The organism is Pseudomonas sp. TMW22091, from assembly GCF_022496705.1.
Taxonomy (GTDB): domain Bacteria; phylum Pseudomonadota; class Gammaproteobacteria; order Pseudomonadales; family Pseudomonadaceae; genus Aquipseudomonas; species Aquipseudomonas saxonica.
Genome location: NZ_SCFI01000011.1, coordinates 85,004 through 101,826 on the forward strand (window position 1 = coordinate 85,004; position 16,823 = coordinate 101,826).

The following is a 16,823-nucleotide window of genomic DNA, read 5'->3' on the forward strand; positions in this document are numbered from 1 at the left end:
CAGTGCTGCCTTTTGGCGTTTACCTTCTGTCAATCTTCATCCAGGCCGCTTTGAAGCCGTATGAATACATTGAACACTTGCCCGGGAGGAGCGGCCTATTAAACCGCTCTTCGCCAAAGGCCCCTCGTTGGGTGTACGCCTGTTAGTGCTGGTCGTACTGTCGGTCGCGCTGATGGTGGTTGATGCCCGTTTCACGGTGCTAAAGCCCGTGCGCAGCCAAATGTCGCTGGTGCTGATGCAGTCCTACTGGATCACTGACTTGCCACAGCGCTTGTTTCAGGGCGTTGCCAGTCAGTTTGGCAGCCGTACTGAACTGGTGGCTGAGAACGAGAAACTCAAAACCGAAAACATTCTGCTGCAAGGCCGCATGCAAAAACTGGCTGCCTTGACTGAGCAGAACGTTCGTTTGCGCGAGTTGCTGAATTCTTCGGCGCTGGTCAACGAAAAGGTTGAAGTCGCCGAGTTGATCGGTATGGACCCGAACCCCTTTACCCATCGCATCATCATCAACAAGGGTGAGCGGGACGGTGTCGTGCTTGGCCAACCTGTACTCGATGCTCGCGGTTTGATGGGGCAAGTGGTTGAGTTGATGCCCTATACCTCTCGTGTCTTGTTGCTGACCGATACAACCCACAGCATTCCGGTACAGGTTAACCGTAACGGCTTGCGTGCGATTGCCAGCGGTACGGGTAACCCCGAGCGTCTGGAGTTGCGCCATGTCGCGGACACAGCCGATATCAAAGAAGGCGATTTACTGGTCAGCTCAGGGCTAGGGCAGCGCTTTCCTGCGGGTTATCCGGTTGCGACGGTCAAAGAAGTGATTCACGACTCCGGCCAACCGTTTGCCATTGTTCGCGCCGTTCCCACAGCGGCCTTGAACCGTAGCCGCTACTTGCTGCTGGTTTTCAGCGACAGCCGCACGCCGGAAGAGCGCGCCAATGAAGCGGCCCAGGCTCAGGACGCAGAGCAGGGTGGTGTTGCTCCGGCCACTATTCCGGCCACGGTGCCCAAGCCAGCTGCCGTTGCGCCGGCTCCAGTCGCTGCACCTGCACCAGCCGCTGTGCCTGCTCCAGTCGCGGCACCTGTTCCTGCCGTTGCGCCGGTTACTCGCGCTGCAGTGCCAGCGGCGGCGAAAAAACCGGCTCCAGCGCCAACCCCTGCCGCACCCAACCCGCCAGCCGCTGCGCCGGCCACGACTCGGGAGAGGCAATAATGGCGAATACCCGTTCACGTAATGGCTGGATCATCTGGCTGACATTCGCCATCGGCCTGTTGCTCAGCATTTCACCCATGCCGCAATTCATGGAGGTGTTCCGGCCTTTGTGGCTGGGGTTGCTGTTGACCTTCTGGGCGCTGTACCTGCCGCATAAAGTCGGCATGGTCACTGCGTGGTGCCTGGGTTTGGCCGAAGATGTGCTGTATGGCACTTTACTGGGGCAGAACGCACTCATCCTGACGCTCATCACTTTTCTGGTACTGACGCTTCAACAGCGTTTGCGAATGTTCCCGATGTGGCAGCAAAGTTTGGTGTTGCTTGTCATTTTTGGGCTGGCTCAGTTGGCTCAACTATGGCTAAGTGCCTTGACCGGTAACCGTCAGCCGACGCTTGCACTGGTCTTGCCGGCACTGGTCAGCGCGCTACTGTGGCCGTGGGTCAGCTATGGTCTGCGCGGCCTGCGCCGACGCTTCAAAATCAATTAACAGGAGCGCGAGCCATTTCCGGGTTTGTGCACTATGACAAGGAGATGTCTCGATGCTTTCGCTTTATCTGGCTTCCGGGTCACCGCGCAGACGCGAGTTATTGACTCAAATCGATGTGCCGTTCAGCACGGTCATTGCCGCCATTGACGAAACCCCACTCGTCAACGAAACCCCTGAGTCCTATGTCGAACGCCTGGCGTGCGAGAAGGCTCAGGCTGGGCGTAATGTATTGCTGAAATCGATCCACCCGGACTTGTTCTGCGTGCTGGGTGCCGACACGGCCGTGGTGCTGGAGGGCCGAATTCTCGGCAAGCCGGTCGATCAGGCTGATGCCATGGCTATGCTTAAGGCACTTTCAGGGCGTGAGCATGATGTGCTCACGGCCATTGCGGTCATTGATAGCCAGCTCTGTGAGACCCGTGTGGTGCGCAGTCGAGTGAGATTTCGAGACATCAGTAAACAAGAAGCGAGCCTTTATTGGGCCAGCGGAGAGCCGCAGGACAAAGCTGGCGGATACGCCATTCAAGGCTTGGGTGCGGTGTTTGTGGCGGGCCTCAATGGCAGTTATTCCGGTGTCGTGGGCTTGCCCGTATGCGAAACCGCAGAACTGTTGGGGCATTTCGGCATACCCTGTTGGCAAAACCTTACCGTGCGCTGAATACCGCACCTACGAGACGTGGCACTACTGTGATGACGCCTGAACGAGACCCAGCCATGAGTGAAGAGATCCTGATCAACATCACGCCGATGGAATCGCGCGTGGCGGTGGTAGAGAACGGTGTTCTACAAGAGGTGCACGTCGAACGGACCCAGCGCCGTGGCATTGTTGGCAATATCTATAAAGGCAAAATAGTCAGGGTTCTGCCCGGCATGCAGGCCGCCTTTGTCGATATCGGTCTGGACCGTGCGGCGTTTATTCACGCCTCTGAAATTTCCCTGCGTGAAGGTCAGGCGGTTGAAAGCATCAGTGCACTGGTGCATGAAGGTCAAAGTCTGGTGGTGCAAGTGACCAAAGACCCGATTGCCTCAAAAGGTGCGCGTCTGACCACACAGCTGTCCATACCTTCGCGCTATCTGGTGTACATGCCGCGTACCGCTCATGTCGGCATTTCGCTGAAAATTGAAGATGAAGCCGAGCGTGATCGCCTGAAACAGGTGGTCAGTGATTGCGTGGCTCAGGAAGGTATCAAGGAAGCCGGTGGTTTTATCCTGCGCACGGCGGCCGAAGGAGCCGGGGCAGATGAGATTTTGATGGACATTCGCTACCTGCGGCGTCTGTGGGATCAAATCGGTTTGCAGATAAAAACCGCTGGCGCCCCGAGTGTGATCTATGAAGACCTGGGCTTGGCGCTGCGCACACTGCGCGACCTGGTCAGCCCAAAGATTGAGAAAATCCGCATCGATTCGCGAGAAACCTTCCAGAAAACCACGCAGTTTGTAGCTGAACTCATGCCGGAAATCGCTGATCGCCTTGAGCATTATCCGGGTGAACGGCCAATTTTCGATCTGTATGGCGTTGAAGGCGAAATCCAGAAAGCCCTGGATCGTAAGGTGCCACTCAAGTCCGGTGGGTATCTGGTAGTCGACCCTGCCGAAGCCATGACCACGATTGATGTCAACACAGGCGCTTTTGTCGGCCACCGCAATCTTGAAGAAACCATTTTCAAAACCAACCTTGAGGCGGCTACCGCCATTGCGCGGCAATTGCGTCTGCGCAATCTGGGCGGGATCATCATTATCGACTTCATCGACATGGAAGATGAAGAGCACCAGCGTCAGGTCTTGCGCACCCTCGAAAAACAGCTCGAACGGGATCATGCCAAGACCAATATCATCGGTATCACCGAGTTGGGCCTGGTGCAGATGACTCGCAAACGTACCCGCGAAAGTTTGGAGCAGGTGCTCTGCGAGCCGTGTTTGTGCTGTCAGGGACGGGGCAAACTAAAGACTCCGGAAACCATCTGTTACGAGATCTTCCGTGAAATTTTGCGCGAGGCTCGTGCTTATCAGGCGGTTGGCTATCGTGTATTGGCCAGCCAGAAGGTGGTTGATCGTTTGCTTGACGAAGAGTCAGGCAACGTAGCGGAGCTTGAAGGGTTCATAGGCCGTACGATACGTTTTCAGGTTGAGACCATGTACTCCCAGGAACAATACGATGTGGTGCTGCTCTGAACAGCCACGGGCCATGCAGGGTAAAAACAGAGGGCCGTTTCGGCCCCTGCGATCAATGATAAAAGGGGCAACATGACATGGAGCGTCTGCCACGCTTTTTTGCCGCGCTGACCCGCTGGGGGCTGGGACTAAGTGCTGTGGTCCTGGTGATCACGGCGTTGTATGTCAGTTTGGGGCGTGAGCTCACGCCGCTGATTGCCGAGTACCGCGTAGAACTTCAAAACAAGGCGCGTGATGCCTTGGGCATGCCGTTGACCATTGGCAGCCTTGAAGGCAGCTGGAGTGGAATGGCGCCGGTGTTGATGGCCCATGACGTGATGGTCGGCGAGGGCAACCATGCTCTGCGTCTTGATCAGGTACAGGTGGTGCCCGATGTCTGGTCCAGCCTGTTACATCGCGATATTCGCATCGCCCATCTGCAGCTCAACGGTTTGCAGTTGAGCGCACGTCAGGATCAGGCCGGTCACTGGGCCTTTGAAGGCGTGCCGGTGCAGGATGATCAACCCCTCGATCCTGAACAACTTCTCAATCAATTGCAGCGTGTGGCGCGGCTGTCGGTGCTCGACAGTCAGGTGACCCTTGAACCTTACAAACAAGCGCCATTGACCCTGACCTATGTTGGCTTGACGCTGGATGTGGGCGCGTCGGATCAGCGGCTCGATGCGCGCTTGACCTTGCCCGACGGCCAGCCTGTGGCTTTGAGTGTAAAAACCCAAATAGAGGCCAGTCACTGGCGCGATGCTGCGGCTCAGGCCTATGTGAGCCTGCCTCAAAGTGATTGGGCCAAATGGCTGCCGGCCTCGCTGATCAACCCGTGGAAAGTGTCAGAACTCAAAGCGGGTGGCGAGCTGTGGTTTGACTGGAGCAAAGGGTCGGTACAGCGCGCAGTTGCGCGTTTGAATGCACCCACCTTGCGTGGCGCTTATGCAGAGCGAAAAGCCCAAACCTTCGATAATCTGGCCTTGCGTGCCTGGGTGGAGCGCGGCGAGCAGGGATTTAATGTCGTCCTCGACTCGCTGGCGGTGAACCTGGGTGATAAACGCTGGGAAACCCGCATGCAGTTGCAGCAGTTTGCTGCCAATGACCCGGCGCAAGAGCGCTGGCACTTGCAGGCCGATCACCTTGACCTGACCCCCCTCACAGCGCTGATGGATTCGCTGGCGCCTGTGCCGCAAGCCGCTGCCCAAGTGATTGATCAGCTCAACGTTACCGGCACCTTGCGCAATGTATTGGCCGACTACCGGCCTCATGCCCCGGATGATCAAAAACTGAGTTTTGCTGCCAACCTGCAGCAGGTGGGTTTCAATGCCACTCACGGCGCACCGGCGGCACGCAATGTCAGCGGTTTGATCAGTGGTGATTTGGGCAAGGGTGAGCTGCGGCTCGACAGCAAGGATTTTTCGCTGCACCTGGACCCGATCTTCGCCAAACCCTGGCAGTACCTTCAAGCCAACGCCTTGCTCAAGTGGACGTTGGACAAGAACGCCTTCACGCTGATTGCACCCTATATCAAAGTGCTGGGCGAAGAGGGCAAGATTGCTGCTGACTTCCTGATCCGCATTCATCTGGACCATTCGTCAGAGGACTACATGGATCTACGGGTGGGGCTGACCGATGGTGATGGTCGCTTCACTCCCAAGTACCTGCCCGAAGTCTTGAGTCCTGCACTCACTGAATGGCTGAGCACGGCCATTATCAAAGGTGCAGTTGAAGAGGGCTTCTTTCAGTATCAAGGTTCGCTCAGCCACGATGCAGTTGCAGCAGCGCGCAATATAAGTCTGTTTTTCAAAGTTCACGGAGTCGAGTTGGCCTTTCAACCCGGTTGGCCTCACGTGCGCGATGTTTCGGGTGATGTATTTATCGAAGACAGCGGCGTACGCATCATGGCCAGCAAAGGCCTGTTGCTCTCCACCAAGGTACGTAATGTCGCGGTCAGCATCCCGCATGTTCCCACCGGAAAAGTCAGCCATTTGTTGTTGAACGGCGATTTTGATGGCGGTCTGGGCGATGGGCTGAAAATTCTTCAGGAGGCTCCCATCGGCACCGCTGAAACCTTTGCCGGATGGCAGGGCGAGGGCCCACTCAAAGGCCGTGTCGACCTCGATATCCCTCTGGAAAAAGACGTAGAGCCGAAAATTCTAGTCGACTTCAACACTGACAAGGCGCGCTTGAAAATCAGCGAGCCCGAGTTTGAGCTGACGCAGCTCAAGGGCGCCTTTCGGTTTGACAGTGACAAAGGCCTGAGTGGTAAGGGCATCAGCGCACGGGCGTTCGATCGTCCTGTCACGGCGCAGATTTATGCCGATGGCAAACCCGGCAGGCTGAACACGCGTGTGGTGGCTAACGGTCAGGTCGGTGTTAAACAGCTGACGGACTGGCTCAAGTTCAATCAGCAAATTCCCGTGAGTGGTGTCTTGCCTTATCAGTTGCAGCTCACGCTGGACGGCGCGGACAGTCAGTTGCGGGTCAACTCCAATCTGCGCGGAGCGGTAATCGACTTACCTGCACCTTTCGGCCTGGCTGCCAATGAAGCCCGCGACACAGTATTTCGCATGACCCTGCAGGGGGCCGAGCGCCGCTACTGGTTTGACTATGGCGATCTGGCCAACCTGACGTTTGCAGCACCCAATGGCAAGTTTGAAGACGGGCGGGGGGAGTTGTTTTTGGGGGGAGGCACGCCGGTGTTGCCGCCCACCAAAGGTGTACGCATTCGCGGCGTCTTGTCGGAACTGGATATAGCACCCTGGCAGACTCTGGTGGAGCAGTATGCAGGCAAGGACCCGGGAGGCAGTGCCAAGCAAATGCTCAGCAGTGCGGATTTTAAAGTGGGCAAGTTGACCGGATTTGGCACACAGCTTGACCAAGTCAGCTTGAACATGAAGCGTACGGGCTCGGCGTGGGGCTTACAGATCGACAGTAAACAAGCTGTGGGTACGGTGAGACTTCCGGACGCCAAGAGCGCGCCCATCGTGGTCACGATGCAGACCATCCGTTTGCCCGCGCCTGATCCCAAAGCGGTGACCGACGACAATGCCCCGGATCCACTGGCCTCAGTCGACCCACGAAACATCCCGGCGCTGGACATCATTATTCGCCAGCTCTATCAAGGGCCGGATCTGCTGGGGGCCTGGTCATTGAACATTCGTCCGACCGGCCGTGGCATCAAACTGAGTTCGCTCAACCTGGGGCTCAAGGGCTTGCTGCTTGATGGCTCCGGTGGCTGGGAAGGCGTTGCCGGTGCTACCAACAGCTGGTATCAGGGACGTCTTGGCGGTCGCAATCTGGCCGATGTGCTTAAAAATTGGGGGTTCGCGCCGAGCGTGACCAGCGAAGACTTCCATGTCGACGTGGATGGTCGCTGGCCGGGTTCACCGGCCTGGATCGGTCTTAAGCGCTTCTCGGGCACACTGGATGCATCGTTGAGAAAAGGCCAGTTTGTTGAGGTTGATGGCAGCGCTCAGGTGTTGCGCATTTTTGGCCTGCTGAACTTCAACGCCATAGGCCGCCGCTTGCGTCTGGACTTCTCTGACCTGTTTGGCAAAGGCCTGAGTTATGACCGGGTCAAGGGTGTGTTGAACGCCAACAATGGCGTGTACAGCACGAGCAAACCTATTTTGATGACCGGGCCGTCCACTAATCTGGAGCTTAATGGCACGTTGAACATGGTGACTGATCAGGTCAATGCCAAACTCTTGGTCACATTGCCGGTCACTAACAACCTGCCGCTTGCTGCCCTGTTGGTAGGCGGTCCGGCGGCAGGCGGGGCGATGTTTTTGCTGAATAAGTTGATTGGTGATCAGGTGTCGCGTTTTGCCAGCGTGCAGTACAGCATTCAAGGCCCATGGACGGATCCGAAGATCACCTTCGACAAACCTTTTGAGAAAAACTAGGAGTAGCATGGTACGGGTTCGGGCCTAAACGCTTCTACACGATGCTTATCAGGAAAATGCCATGTCGCTTGCAGTGATTCAAATGGTCAGCCAGAGCGACGTGCTGGCTAACCTGGGCCAAGCCCGGCGGCTGCTTGAGCAAGCGGCCGAGGGCGGAGCGCAACTGGCCGTGCTGCCCGAAAATTTCGCTGCAATGGGCCGGCGTGACATCGCCGATATCGGCCGCGCAGAGGCACTGGGGCAGGGTCCGATTCTACCGTGGTTGAAACAGGCCGCTCGCGACCTCAACTTATGGATAGTGGCAGGCACATTACCCCTACCGCCTGCCAATCAGCCCGATGCCAAGGTCAATGCCTGTTCATTGCTCATCAGCGCTGACGGCGAGCAAGTTGCACGTTACGACAAGCTGCACTTGTTCGATGTTGACGTGTCTGACAGCCGTGGCCGTTACCGTGAGTCTGATGATTATTCACCGGGTGAGCGCGTGGTGGTCACCGACACCCCGGTTGGCAAGCTGGGCTTGACGGTCTGTTACGACTTGCGTTTTCCCGAGCTATACAGTGAGTTGAGGGCGGCAGGCGCTGAACTGATCACCGCGCCTTCGGCCTTTACGGCCGTGACCGGTCAGGCCCATTGGGAGGTGCTGATTCGCGCCCGGGCTATTGAAACCCAGTGCTATATCCTCGCCGCCGCTCAGGGCGGTGTTCATCCTGGCCCGCGCGAAACCTGGGGGCATGCCGCAATTATTGACCCCTGGGGACGTGTGCTGGCACAACAGGCACAAGGCGAAGGGGTATTGCTGGCCGAGCGCGACAGTGCAGAGCAGGCGTCTATCAGGGCGCGCATGCCGGTGGTCAACCACCGGAGATTTTTTTCGCAGGGCGCACAGCGGCCTGCAACGCACGACTAATTTTCAGGCCCGTGGGTTCAGCACTCAAAGATGCTGAAGCAGGGGCCAAGACGGAGTGAATATGAGCGAGTTGTTGACCTCAGTCAGCGAACACCTGTTGGCACCGGGCGGTGTCACCATCGAAAGTCTGCAAAGTGTGCTGGGCGATCTGGCCGGGCCGGGTATTGATGCGGCAGATTTGTATTTTCAGGGTCAGATTTCCGAATCCTGGGCACTGGAAGACGGCATCGTCAAAGAAGGCAGTTTCAACCTCGATCAGGGTGTAGGTGTGCGCGCCCAATCGGGTGAGAAAACCGGCTTTGCTTACAGTAACGCCATTACCCTCGAAGCCTTGGGGCTGGCCGCCCGGGCTGCGCGCTCAATCTCCCGTGCCGGGCAGAACGGTACCGTTCAGGCATTTACGGCTCAGGACGTTGCCCAGCTGTACGCGCCGGATAACCCGCTGGAAGTCATCAGCCGTGCCGAAAAGGTAGAGCTGCTCAAGCGCATCGATGCCGCCACCCGAGCGCTGGACCCGCGTATTCAGCAAGTTACCGTCAGCATGGCCGGCGTCTGGGAACGTATTCTGGTGGCGTCTACTGACGGTGGCCTGGCTGCCGATGTGCGTCCATTGGTGCGCTTTAACGTCAGCGTGATCGTTGAGCAAAACGGCCGTCGCGAACGCGGTGGGCATGGCGGCGGCGGGCGTACGGATTATCGCTACTTCCTCACTGACGACCGTGCCATGGGGTATGCCCGTGAAGCGTTGCGTCAGGCACTGGTCAACCTTGAAGCTGTGCCTGCGCCTGCGGGTACCATGCCCGTTGTCCTGGGCTCTGGCTGGTCTGGCGTGCTGCTGCACGAAGCAGTTGGGCATGGTCTGGAAGGTGACTTCAACCGCAAGGGCAGCTCAGCCTACAGCGGACGCATGGGCGAAATGGTTGCTTCCAAACTGTGCACCATCGTCGATGACGGCACCTTGGCGGGTCGTCGTGGATCGCTGAGTGTCGATGACGAAGGCACCCCGACCCAATGCACCACGTTGATCGAAAACGGCGTGCTCAAGGGCTACATGCAAGACAAGTTGAATGCTCGACTGATGGGCGTAGCCCGTACCGGCAATGGTCGTCGTGAGTCGTACGCGCATTTGCCGATGCCGCGCATGACCAACACGTACATGCTGGGCGGCGAAAGCGATCCGGCAGAGATCATCGCCTCGGTGAAGAAAGGTATCTACTGCGCCAATTTGGGCGGCGGTCAGGTCGACATCACCAGCGGTAAGTTTGTGTTCTCCACCAGCGAGGCCTACTTGATCGAGGACGGCAAAATCACTCGCCCAGTCAAAGGCGCGACCCTGATTGGCAATGGGCCGGAAGCGATGAGCAAGGTGTCGATGGTCGGTAACGATCTGGCGCTGGACAGCGGTGTGGGCACGTGCGGCAAGGATGGGCAGTCTGTGCCGGTAGGCGTGGGCCAGCCGACCTTGAAAATTGACGCGATTACGGTTGGCGGTACAGGCGCTTGAAGGGCGGTGAGCGGGTTGCTGGGCAACCCGCTCACGTACGAGATTTAACGCAGACCGCGTTGTGTCTCGTCCAACCCACGAATGTACTTGAACAATTTACGGCTGGAAGCCGGTGCCTTGTTTTGAGCCAGTTCGTGTTTGGCCTGACGGATGATCGAACGCATTTGCTGGCGATCAGCCTCAGGGAACTCGGCGACAAACTTTTCCAGTACGGCGTCATCGCCCTCAATCAGGCGATCACGCCAGCGTTCCAGACCATGGAAACGCTCGTTGTATTGGCGCGAAGAGGCATCGACTTGATCGATCAGCGCAAGAATTTCATCCAGCGGTTGATCGCGCATCAGCTTGCCGATAAACATCATATGGCGCTTGCGCGCAATATTGGCCGTGTGTTTTGAAGCATCTGCCAAGGCCCGGCGCAGTGCGTCGGTCAAAGGCATTTTGTTGAGCAAGTCAGGCTTGAGTGTCGTGAGACGCTCGCCCAGTTCAACCAGAGCATGAAGCTCGCGTTTGACCTGTGATTTGCTTTTTTCGCCGTCGAAGGCGTCGTCGTAAGAATCAACCATGGTGGCAGTCCGCAAAGAAACGCCGCCATGATAACCAGTCGGGGGCCGCTTGTCCGGCCCGGTCGCTCGGCGGCCCTACCGAAAACAGAATTTGAGTGGAGAAAACCATGAGTGCAGTACAAAGCGTTGGCCCGCAGGCCCTGCCGGCACTGCAAGAGCAGGTCGAGCAAATCATCGCTGAAGCCAAGCGCCAAGGCGCCAGTGCCTGTGAAGTGGCGGTATCACTTGAGCAGGGTTTGTCGACGACTGTACGTCAACGTGAAGTCGAAACCGTTGAGTTCAACCGCGATCAGGGCTTTGGCATTACGCTCTACGTGGGACAGCGCAAAGGTTCGGCCAGCACCTCGGCTACGGGCCCTGACGCTATTCGCGAAACCGTCGCGGCAGCGCTGGCGATTGCCAAGCACACGTCTGAAGACGAAAGCTCGGGCCTGGCCGATGCCAGCCTGATGGCTCGCGACCTGAAAGATTTTGATGTGTTCCACACGTGGGATATCACTCCGGAACAAGCCATCGAAAAAGCGCTGGCCTGTGAGGCTGCGGCATTCGAAGCAGACAGTCGCATCAAAAATGCAGATGGCACCAGCCTCAGCACGCATCAAGGGTGCCGTGTGTATGGCAACAGCAACGGCTTTATCGGCGGTTCGGCATCAACCCGCCACAGCCTGAGCTGCGTCATGATCGCCGAAGGCGACGGGCAGATGCAGCGCGACTATTGGTATGACGTCAACTGCCAGGGTGAGTTGCTGACAGATGCTGTGATCATCGGTAAACGAGCGGCTGAGCGCGCTGCCCGTCGTCTGGGCGCACGACCGGTGCCGACCTGTGAAGTGCCGGTGCTGTTTTCGGCTGAATTGGCTGGCGGTTTGTTTGGTAGTTTTCTGGGGGCCATCTCAGGCGGCAATCTGTATCGCAAGTCATCTTTCTTGCTGGATGCGATGGGTCAGCAAATTTTCCCTGAGTGGTTGACGCTGGATGAACGCCCGCACCTGATGCGTGCGATGGGCAGTTCATCGTTTGATAACGATGGCCTGGCGACTTACGCCAAACCCTTTATCAAGGACGGCGAACTGGTGTCGTACATCCTCAGCACCTACTCGGGTCGCAAGTTGGGCATGCCGAGCACAGCCAACGCAGGCGGTGTGCATAACCTGTTTGTGACACACGGCGATGAAGACCAGGCGGCCTTGATCCGAAAAATGGACCGTGGTCTGTTTGTCACCGAGTTGATGGGCAGCGGCCTGAATATGGTGACGGGTGACTATTCCCGCGGCGCAGCAGGCTTCTGGGTCGAAAATGGCGAAATCCAGTTCCCTGTGCAGGAAGTGACGATTGCCGGCAATATGCGTGACATGTTCAAACAGATCATTGCGGTCGGTAACGATCTGGAGTTGCGTAGCAATATCCGCACTGGCTCGGTATTGATCGAGCGCATGACGGTGGCGGGCAGTTAAGCTTTTTACAATTCATCAAGGCGTATCACTATTGCGGTGATACGCCTTTTTTGTTTCTCGACCACAGGAATCAGAATGGTTGACTGGTGCACAGACGAGCGCACGAGACTCGAATGAGCACAGGTATACATATGTAGATAAGTTTAGAAGATCGCCGGGTTCAGACTGCTCTGGTATTTATCCTCCCCTATACCCTGTAGCTCTACAGCATGGGTATCGGGATAACTGAGCATTCTTGAGTGTTTCCCTATGAGTGAAGTTTTTCAATTATCTGACGCCTTGAGTTCCGATCTGGTTGGCATCAGTCCAGAGGCCGAAAAAACACACGTCCTGAAATGGATGGCTATAGATGCTGAAATTCAAACCCTGTTGACCGACCAGCCCAGCCTGTCTTCAGTTATTCAAAATAAATTCAAAAGCACTTTTACGGATGTCACCGAGGACATCGAGCCTGCGCATCTGCTGATTGTTTCCAAGTCGGAGGTAACGGTGCAAAGCGATGTTTCGACGGTGCCTCCTCCTCAATTTACAAATGTCATCGATACGGTAATCGAAACGTTGCGGGACAATGTGTTCCCTTCCTATTCCGCTGCAACCACAACGCTGATACGCGCCGGTGACTCCTCAGAGCTGGGGATTGATATCGCCCGTTTTGAGCTTTTTGTGGCGGATATACGCCGATACCTCGGGAGTTATATCAGATTACAAACCGCCGATTTCTGGCTGGCCAGTACTCCGCTTACCGGAACACGGTCAAGAAAGGACTGGCTTATAACCAAGCTCAGAGACGTACTGCGGGCTGAGTGCGAGATGCTCAACTTCGACAACACCCTGACGCCCGAACAGGTGCAAGTAGTGGACCTGATCGTGCGTTACCCCTCGCTGTCGACCCGCGCTGCGTTAGCGGCCTATTCACGCCCGGCGGTCTATGCCTTAGCGCTGAAAGGGCAGAGTGGGCTTGCTCCTGTTTATTTTGCAGGGGCATTTGTGATGACAGCGCGCGATGGCTCCGGGGTGGAGGATCAATTCGGGGCTTTCACTATTGCGCCCAAAGGACCCTCGGTAGAGATCGATTATCAGGCCAACGCCGGTGTGGTGGTGCTCTATACGCCATCAGGCGGCCTGCAAGGTTTTAGTTCATTGCAGACGCTGCAAGCGGAACTAGAGCGCCGTTGGCGTGCAGTCACGGAATTCGAGTCCATGCTGGAGCTGACCTCGTCCGCTGATTTGCCGCGCATCATGGCGTTGGAAAACGGGCCACAGGCAACACTGGAGCTGTTTTTCAGCGAGATCAAAGAGTCGGTCTTCGAGCATTGGTTCAAGGTACATGACGAGCAACGCCAGCAAAACTTGATCCATATTCTGTCTCATGCCGCGACTGCGAACGGTGCTGAGCTGGAGGGTGAACTGGCCCATGTGATCGATTATGCCCATCGGTTCAGGCAAGCCAGTGCGTTTAGTGCAAGAGTGCACAAACACTTATCGAAAAAAACCCGGGATTGGCTGGTTAAAGCCAACAGCGAAGATCGGGCCAGATGGCTTGAGGCAGCAGAGAATTACAAAACGCAATCATTGCTTGCCAATGAAGATGGGGAGCCTTCACCTCATCAATTTGGCGATAAAGCCTTTCTTCTGCGCTATGCCCGAGAACACATTCAGCAGCATATTCAGTTGGAATATGGCATCCATATTGACCCGGATACGCTCTTTATTACGACGACTGCCGCATTGGCTGGATCAGGGCCGGTTATCCCTGTCAGTGGCTTTACGTCTTCCTCTTATACGTCGGTGAACAGCCTGTCCCGTACCGGCCCTTCCATCAACATGGTCAGTACCTCAAGGACAATGACCCAACTGTCTTTGGAGAATGTCAGTAAGTTTGATGTTGACTATGCCCTCACTGCCCGTATCAGCACAGGCAGTGCAACAGGGCCGCGGTCAACGCAATTGAGTGCATCTCAAGTCAAGAACATTATCAGAACGGTGAACATCGGGGATAACTACCAAGCCTTCCTGCAGGATAAGTTGATCGATTCTCCCAGGGCTGTTTCCCGACGTGAAACAGCCATGCAGTTAATGATTGCGCAGATGCGGATGGATGCACTGGAGGCAAAGATATCCAAAGATTTTTCTCCGGATCGCCTCGATCGTGGTTATCGCTGGGTCGAAGCGGTACTGGATAAAGCGCAACAACTGAAGCCTGTCGCCGAGGTGGAGGGGCATACAATCACGGTGTATCAACTCCTGATAGATGGGGCCACGGTGCGTGGCGTTCTCATTATCGGAACGCCTGCACTTGCTCCCGAATCCTCATGGTCCACTTTTGAGTGGTCCAGCCAGCATCCACAATTCAGTGTTAGCTCACTGGTTGTTTATACCCCCGAAGCACCTGATGGTAAGCGTTTCCGTGAGTTTGAAAATCGTGCGCACTTTGCCAATAAGTTTTTGCATGACGCTGCATTTGCTGAGTATTTATCGGGGCGGGTCAGCATGGGGCATCAATCGCGGGTCAGTCAGCTGCTCAGGCAGGGGCTGCGCGCTCCCGATGTGAAGCTGTTGGTTATCGCTGATAATTTTATTGAACAGGGCTGTATTGCGCAGGCTCGACATGCGATTGCCAATGCCGATGCGCTAAGTAACTCAACGTCTGAAGTCAACGAGCTGACTGTTTGGAACAGTATCGAAATGGCCGTGGACATTGTGACATTCGCATTGCCTTTGAAAGCCACCATGCCTATTGCCCTCGGCCGGAGTTTGCTGTCGCTTTGGAATGGATTTGACGCATTAAAACGTGACAGTCAACTGGAAGCGCTCAGGCATTTTTTAGGCATGGTCGCGCATTGGGTGGATGCGAGCGTCGATCTCGGTGTCGCTGTTATCAAACTGCCGAACACGGGTGTTGTGACCTCGCCACCCGCACTTGATCCCAAACTGGCTTATACCAAAAATCTCACTGATCTGACCTTGCGTACTGATGGTGCTTACGCAGGCGTGTATGAAAAAGTGCCCAAGCAGGGGGGCTATTCTCAGTATTTCATTCAACAAGAGAAGCATTGGTATCAGCTCAAATATGACAAAGACCGCTTGGTCTGGCGGGTGATCGACATGCGTCGTCCGCAAGCCTGGTATCGGTCGCCCATTAGCAAAGACAGCGAGGGAATATGGCGGGTCAGTACTCCTGAATTAAGTTTGCTTGGCGGTGGCCCATCCACGCTCGCACCTTTTCGCGTTCGAGTGGCTTTTCCTAATCTCAGTCTCGAAGAAGCCCGAAGACTACTGGATCAATATAATTTTCCGGAGGGGAGAAGGGCTCATATGGAGCTTGCTATGGCTGAGTATCTGGTTAAACACAAAGAGCTACCGTTGTGGTCACATGCATACCTGAAACCCGGCCTGGAAGCCGCGAGACAAGCACGATTGCAACAGCCGCAGGACACTTCCAGTGTGTTGCTGAGCAACAAGCGAAAGGCGCCGGAGATTGCGCAGGAACAACCGGTTGCCCGCCCGCTGCAACCGGGGACTTCAACCAGTACGTCTCAATCCGGGGTTTCAATAAAGGACAGTTGGAAAAGTTGGGGGCAGAACGTTGAACCGGGACTTTCCAGTATGGCGAGTATCAACCCGCCTATTTTCAAGGTGACTGCCCCTGAACGTACTTACAGAGCAATAAAAATTGATGATCTGCACTATGAGATTTTGCCTCAGGGCCTTGAAGCTCAAACTAACCGCGTTCTCCTCGTCAATCCTCACAAGCCGTGCAAAAGTTTCCAGCAGCTGGAAAAACTCATTCGTGAGAACAAATATTTTCAACCTCGACTGGCTGAATTCGCCAACGGTAACTGGACGATAAAAGAGCCATTTTTCTACAAACCCCTAAGTAACTTTGTGCGTACGATTTTTCCGTCGATGACTGCTCAATCACGCATCGAGCTTGCCCGCCGACTCTTTCGGTTTGCTGATCCGGGCAATACCGAATTGACCACCAGCCGCATGCTCAATATCAACCAAACTCTGTATGGTTGGATCACCAAGAGCTCTGCACTGCTGAGTGTGCATCTGGGGGATCCTTTCGCGCTGTTGGCACATGGGCCCCGCATCGGTGAGCGTATTTATAATGTAGGCACGAAAGTGAGCGCCGGAATGTTCAGCCGAATGGACTTTGTATTGCTGGCGAGTGAACACGCCTTAATCACAAGGGCTGCAACCGCGCTTAATCAATCACTTAATGACGTGATGAAAAGTCTTTTGCAACGACTTGGGTATGAAATCTACCCAGGGGTGTCCGGTTATTCCCACCTTGTGTTCCGGCGCCGTGGCAGCAAAACCCTCAATTTCATGCAGCTGCATAAAACTGACTCACCACTGATCACCATGACCAAAGCACTCACAGACTCGCTTGAGGAGCTGATTAGTGAAAATCCTTTGTCTCCATTGTCTTTGGCATTGAGCAACGCGAGAACTGAAGGGAAATTGGTCTTTTTGATTGGGGGCTTGCAGCAAGCTGCTCCATCGGATTTGCCTGTCGGGTTCGTTTACCGCGTGTAGCCCTTTAAGGACGGCCCTTCGGCAAGGCGCAAATGCCCCAAGGCTTGTTTTGATAATCAATATCGCTTAATAATGAATCTC

At 55.7% G+C, this 16,823-nt stretch carries 10 protein-coding genes; 9 read left to right on the top strand and 1 reads right to left on the bottom strand.

Annotated elements, in window-relative coordinates; translation table 11 throughout:
* Positions 1-97: 97 nt before the first annotated feature.
* The 7 genes from mreC (at position 98) to tldD (ending at position 10,177) form a co-directional block, all read left to right on the top strand.
* Positions 98-1,213 (top strand): rod shape-determining protein MreC, encoded by a 1,116-nt coding sequence (mreC, locus tag EQV93_RS18565; RefSeq protein ID WP_336247130.1) that lies wholly within the window; start codon positions 98-100, stop codon positions 1,211-1,213.
* Positions 1,213-1,701 (top strand): rod shape-determining protein MreD, encoded by a 489-nt coding sequence (mreD, locus tag EQV93_RS18570; protein WP_122786379.1) that lies wholly within the window; start codon positions 1,213-1,215, stop codon positions 1,699-1,701. Before mreC ends, mreD begins: the two co-directional genes overlap by 1 nt.
* 52 nt (positions 1,702-1,753) lie before the next feature.
* Positions 1,754-2,359 (top strand): Maf family protein, encoded by a 606-nt coding sequence (locus tag EQV93_RS18575; protein WP_122786380.1) that lies wholly within the window; start codon positions 1,754-1,756, stop codon positions 2,357-2,359.
* Positions 2,360-2,415: 56 nt separating this feature from the next.
* Complete coding sequence (rng, locus tag EQV93_RS18580; RefSeq protein WP_122786381.1) at positions 2,416-3,873, top strand: ribonuclease G; 1,458 nt, start codon at positions 2,416-2,418, stop codon at positions 3,871-3,873.
* Between the two features lie 77 nt (positions 3,874-3,950).
* Entirely contained in the window at positions 3,951-7,763 is a 3,813-nt protein-coding gene (locus EQV93_RS18585) for a YhdP family protein (protein ID WP_240892147.1), read from the top strand.
* A gap of 61 nt (positions 7,764-7,824) precedes the next feature.
* Positions 7,825-8,673, top strand: coding sequence for a carbon-nitrogen hydrolase family protein (locus EQV93_RS18590; RefSeq protein ID WP_122786383.1), 849 nt, complete (start codon positions 7,825-7,827; stop codon positions 8,671-8,673).
* 61 nt (positions 8,674-8,734) lie between these two features.
* Complete coding sequence (gene tldD / locus EQV93_RS18595; protein WP_122786384.1) at positions 8,735-10,177, top strand: metalloprotease TldD; 1,443 nt, start codon at positions 8,735-8,737, stop codon at positions 10,175-10,177.
* 44 nt (positions 10,178-10,221) lie between these two features.
* On the opposite strand, the gene yjgA is transcribed toward tldD, so the two are convergent.
* Positions 10,222-10,743, bottom strand: coding sequence for a ribosome biogenesis factor YjgA (gene yjgA / locus EQV93_RS18600; RefSeq protein ID WP_122786385.1), 522 nt, complete (start codon positions 10,741-10,743; stop codon positions 10,222-10,224).
* Positions 10,744-10,850: 107 nt separating this feature from the next.
* Between yjgA and pmbA the strand changes: the two genes are divergently transcribed.
* Positions 10,851-12,197 (top strand): metalloprotease PmbA, encoded by a 1,347-nt coding sequence (gene pmbA / locus EQV93_RS18605; RefSeq protein WP_240892148.1) that lies wholly within the window; start codon positions 10,851-10,853, stop codon positions 12,195-12,197.
* A gap of 249 nt (positions 12,198-12,446) precedes the next feature.
* A complete protein-coding gene (locus EQV93_RS18610; protein ID WP_240892149.1) occupies positions 12,447-16,742 on the top strand; it encodes a dermonecrotic toxin domain-containing protein in 4,296 nt (1,431 codons plus the stop codon).
* Positions 16,743-16,823: the final 81 nt, after the last annotated feature.